Raw genomic sequence first — 4,104 nt, forward strand, 5'->3', positions numbered from 1 at the left:
GCGCCCGCGGCTGGCGATGCCGGCGTTGTGGACGAGGATGTCGAGGCGACCGAAGTCGGCGGCGACCGCGTCGATCATCGCCTTGTCCTGCTCGTAGTCGTCGATGGACGCCTGATAAGCCTTGGCTTTGCGGCCCAAGGCCTCCACAGCCGCCACGGTCGCTTCGGCCTCGGCGGCTTCCCGGCGGTAGTTGACGGCGATGTCAGCGCCATCCTCGGCCAGGGCCAGCGCTATGGCGCGCCCCACGCCCCGGCTCGCGCCCGACACCAGCGCCACGCGTCCTGACAGCGACATCGCTTCTTCTCCCTCTATTGACGCCCTTCTTCAGCGACACGCCGTTGCGTCAGGCTAGAGGTCATGATCCGATCAGAGCCAACGATTGAGGGGGAATCCTATGAGCGACCTGGTGACCGTGGCGGATCGGGGGCATGTGCGGACGATCACGCTGAACCGGCCGGAGAAGAAGAACGCGCTGAACCTCCAGCTGGCCTGGGGTGTGATCGAGGCGGTCGACGCGGCGGCGCGCGACGACAATGTCTGGGTCGTGGCGTTGACGGGCTCCGGCGACGCCTTCAGCGCGGGCCTCGATCTTGGCGGCTCTGAGCCCTACTCGCCCCATTCGCCGATGACGGCGCAGTTGGACGACATCGGCTGGGTCGGCAACTTCCTGCTGGCGATCCGCAAGCGCTGCGACAAGCCGGTGGTGGGCGGGATCAACGGCGTAGCGGTCGGTGCGGGCCTGGGCCTGGCCATGGCGACGGATGTGCGGCTGGTGGCCAGGAGCGCGCGGCTTATGGCCGGCTACACCCGCATAGGCGGTTCGCCCGACGCTGGTCTGACCATCACGCTCCCCCAGGCGATGGGCTACGAGCGCGCCATGCGCTTCATGATGGAGAACCGCACGCTTGTCGGCGACGAAGCGGTGGCCTGGGGCATGGCCGGCGAGGCGGTGGACGACGCTCAGTTCACCGACCGGTTGGAGGCCTATTGCGAGCAGCTCTGCGCCTGGTCGCCGATAACGCTCAGACTTCTGAAGCGCGGCATCGTCAAGTCCTACGAGAACGCCGACATGGAGCAGCAACTCCGTTACGAGGTCGGCAACATCCGTATCGCCTTCGGTAGCGAGGACGGCAAAGAGGCGCGCCGCGCCTTCCTGGAAAAGCGCACGCCAAAGTTCCAGGGTCGTTGACGCAGGGCGACATGGACGCGTTTGCCGAACTGTCGCGACTGCCGCCGTTCGCGGGTTGGCGGCGAGACTCCCTGACCGCCCTGGCCCAGGCGCTGCGGCCGTTCGAGGCGCCGTTGGGCGCCCAACTTTTCCGCCAGAACGACGAAGCGCACGGCATGCACCTGCTGGTGGGGGGGCGGGTGGCTATCGAAAGTCGCACCCTCGCCGACGGTGTCGTGCGGCTGGCGGAACTGGGCCCAGGCGACCTGCTCGGCGAGTTCCAGCTGATGGACTCCGGCCGCCGCTCAGCCGGAGCGCTGGTTCTCATCCCGGCGTGCGGCTTCACCCTCGACCGCCAGACCTTCCAGCGGTTGATCTTCGTGGGAGATTCGGCGACCGCTGCGCTGGCGCGTCACGTCCGGGGCCTCGCCTGCACCCGCACCCGCGCCACGCTGGCCACCCTGGCCGCAGCCCCGGCGGCGTCAGGCGAAGTGCGCGCCGCGCCTGAGAGCTCGCCCTCAGCTTCCGAAGACAAGGGCGAGCCGCGCCACGCTATGCTGCACGCGCTGCACCAGTTCCAGGGCTTCGCACCCGAAGACATCGAACAACTAATGGCTGCTGGCGCCGTCCTTTCCGCCCCACGCGGCGCGATCTTGGCCCACGCTGACGCCGCGCCTGAGCACCTTTGGGTGGTGATGCGCGGAGCCGTGCGCCTTGGCCTGCAGAGACCGGACGGCGTGGAGCAGCTGTTGATCCAGGGTCCGGGCAAGATCGCCGGGGCGGTGGCCGCGCTCGACGGTCTCAACCAGCCCGCCCGGCTGGACATCTGGGAAGAAGCGATCCTTCTGGCCCTGCCCTGCGCAGTGGTGCAGGCGCTGAATGCTGCCGACGACCCCGGCGCGGCGCGGTTCATGGATCTTGTCGGCCGCCAGCTCGCCGCCGACCTGCGCACGCTTTCCCGCCGTCAGGGCCGCCAGCGCAGCCTCGCGGCGTTGAACGCACGGGAGGCGGCGTATGTGTAGGATGCTGGGATATCTTGGCGCGCCGGTGGTGCTGGATGATCTGCTCTATGCGCCCGATAGCTCGCTGCTGAAACAGACTGTCGACGCCCAGATGTTGGCCATGCTCAATCTCGCCGGCTTCGGCTTTGCCGCCTGGGATGGCGCCTGGCGCGATCCGCAGACGCCGCTCTGCTACCGTTCGACCCAGGTCGCCGTGTTCGACCGCAATATCCAAGCCATCGCGCGCAAGCTATCGGCCGGCGCCCTGGTCGCTCACCTGCGAGGCGTGCCCTATCGCGCCGACACTCAGATCAACCTGGAGAACGTGCACCCGTTCCACTTCGAAGGACTGCCGATCGTCATGGCCCATAACGGCGATCTGGCCGGCTTCCACCAGATGCGCTTCGACTTGGTCGATCACGTGAAGCCGCACTTCGCCCGAATGATCCACGGCTCGTCCGACAGCGCCTGGCTCTACGCCCTGCTGGTCTCGCAGATCGACGACCCGACCGGGCCGCTCGACGCCGAGGAGATCGTCGGCGCGGTGGACCGCACCCTGGCGCTGGTCCGCCGGATCCGCGCGCGCCACGGCATCCACCGCTCCTCCTCAGTCAACCTCGTTATCGGCGATGGGCGGAACCTCGTGGCCGTCAGATTCACCTTCGACTTCGGCCGCTTCGACGTGGCGCCGTTCCAAGGCGGGGTGGAGTTCCTTAGCCAGTGGTTCACCCTCGGCCGTGACTATGGCCAGCACGACGGCGAGTGGAAAATGATCGGCGGCGCGGAGAATGCCGATTCCGTGCTGGTCGCCTCCGAACCCCTGACCCGCGACGTCTCCACCTGGGTCGAGGTGCCGGAGTACTCCGCCCTGGCCATGCGCCGCACCGATGATGGGGTACGAGGGCGGATCCTTGCGCTTGACGCTTGAGGGGCTACCCTCGCAAACGCGCGGCCGCGCTTACCGCTTCGGCATCGGCCACGTCGTCTTTCACTAGCCAGCTGCCGCCGACACAGAGCACCGCCTCGTGGGCCAGCCAGGCGGGCGCGTTCGAGACGCTGATCCCGCCGGTAGGGCAGAATCGGCACTGGGCGAAAGGCGCGGCCAGCGCCGCCAGAGCCTTTAGGCCGCCCGCCGCTTCGGCCGGGAAGAACTTGAACCGGTCGAGGCCCAGATCCAGGCCGCGCATCAGGTCGGACGCCGTGGCGATCCCGGGCAGGAAGGGGATGCGCGCCTCAATGGCGGCGCGCGTCAGCGGGTCAGTGAGGCCCGGTGAGACGATGAATTGCGCGCCTGCATCCAGGCAAGCCCTAAGATCCTGGGCGTTCAGCACCGTGCCGGCGCCGACGATGGCGCCCGGGACCCGCCGCATCTCGGCGATGGCCTCCAGCGCGGCTGGCGTGCGCAACGTGACCTCCAGCACCTTGAGGCCCCCAGCCACCAGCGCCTCAGCCAGCGTCCGGGCCCGGCCCGCATCGCGCACCGACAGCACCGGGATCACCGGGCTCGTCCGCATTACCTCGTCGATCCCGCCCATGGTCGCTCCGATTCCCGTCATTGCACGATCATAGCGCGAGGCTGGCGCAAGGTGAGGCGCCGCACGTGCTAGATCGCCGCCGAACCTAGCAGGGAGCCCCCGCCATGAAACTCGACTCCACCGTCTCGGCCGTTGTCACCGGCGGCGCCTCCGGCCTGGGCAAGGCCACGGTCAAGGCTCTTCGCGACCTGGGTGTGAAGGTGGCGATCTTCGACTTCAACCCGGAGACCGGGGAGGCGGCCGCCAAGGAGTTGGGTGCGCTGTTCTGCCAGGTGAACGTCATGGACGAGGACTCGGTCGACGCCGGCTTCGCCAAGGCGCGCGCTGCGCACGGCCAGGAGCGGATCCTGATCAATTGCGCCGGCGGTGGCCGCGGCGGCAAGACCGTCGGCAAGAACAA

The 4,104-nt window shown here is 68.4% G+C and carries 6 protein-coding genes; 4 read left to right on the forward strand and 2 right to left on the reverse strand.

Annotated elements, in window-relative coordinates; genetic code table 11:
• Window positions 1-294: SDR family NAD(P)-dependent oxidoreductase (locus ACIQ3R_RS15925; protein WP_397419836.1), on the reverse strand; the 294-nt coding region annotated here is incomplete at its 3' end.
• Between the two features lie 100 nt (window positions 295-394).
• On the opposite strand from ACIQ3R_RS15925, the gene ACIQ3R_RS15930 reads away from it, so the two are divergent.
• From ACIQ3R_RS15930 to ACIQ3R_RS15940, 3 genes are read left to right on the forward strand one after another with little or no spacing between them, the layout of a single operon-like run.
• Window positions 395-1,189 (forward strand): enoyl-CoA hydratase/isomerase family protein, encoded by a 795-nt coding sequence (locus ACIQ3R_RS15930; RefSeq protein WP_397419837.1) that lies wholly within the window; start codon window positions 395-397, stop codon window positions 1,187-1,189.
• Between the two features lie 11 nt (window positions 1,190-1,200).
• The gene (locus tag ACIQ3R_RS15935; protein WP_397419838.1) at window positions 1,201-2,190 is read left to right on the forward strand and encodes a cyclic nucleotide-binding domain-containing protein; all 990 of its coding nucleotides are present in this window, start codon (window positions 1,201-1,203) and stop codon (window positions 2,188-2,190) included.
• A 1-nt stretch (window position 2,191) separates the two neighbouring features.
• Entirely contained in the window at window positions 2,192-3,097 is a 906-nt protein-coding gene (locus ACIQ3R_RS15940; protein WP_397419839.1) for a class II glutamine amidotransferase, read from the forward strand.
• Window positions 3,098-3,101: 4 nt separating this feature from the next.
• Here ACIQ3R_RS15940 and eda read toward each other — a convergent pair whose 3' ends face one another.
• On the reverse strand, window positions 3,102-3,725 hold the full coding sequence (eda, locus tag ACIQ3R_RS15945; RefSeq protein WP_397419840.1) for a bifunctional 4-hydroxy-2-oxoglutarate aldolase/2-dehydro-3-deoxy-phosphogluconate aldolase: 624 nt from the start codon (window positions 3,723-3,725) through the stop codon (window positions 3,102-3,104).
• Between the two features lie 83 nt (window positions 3,726-3,808).
• Between eda and ACIQ3R_RS15950 the strand changes: the two genes are divergently transcribed.
• A partial coding sequence (locus ACIQ3R_RS15950) for an SDR family NAD(P)-dependent oxidoreductase (RefSeq protein ID WP_397419841.1) occupies window positions 3,809-4,104 on the forward strand: 296 nt, incomplete at its 3' end.

This window comes from Phenylobacterium sp., from assembly GCF_044371015.1.
Taxonomy (GTDB): Bacteria; Pseudomonadota; Alphaproteobacteria; order Caulobacterales; family Caulobacteraceae; genus Phenylobacterium.

What these genes read in the sequence shown, in the direction of transcription:
- ACIQ3R_RS15930 (WP_397419837.1), top strand. Translation starts at nt 395, where the DNA reads ATGAGCGACCTGGTGACCGTGGCGGATCGGGGGCATGTGCGGACGATC.
- ACIQ3R_RS15935 (WP_397419838.1), top strand. Translation starts at nt 1,201, where the DNA reads ATGGACGCGTTTGCCGAACTGTCGCGACTGCCGCCGTTCGCGGGTTGG.
- ACIQ3R_RS15940 (WP_397419839.1), top strand. Translation starts at nt 2,192, where the DNA reads ATGCTGGGATATCTTGGCGCGCCGGTGGTGCTGGATGATCTGCTCTAT.
- eda (WP_397419840.1), bottom strand. Translation starts at nt 3,725, where the DNA reads ATGACGGGAATCGGAGCGACCATGGGCGGGATCGACGAGGTAATGCGG.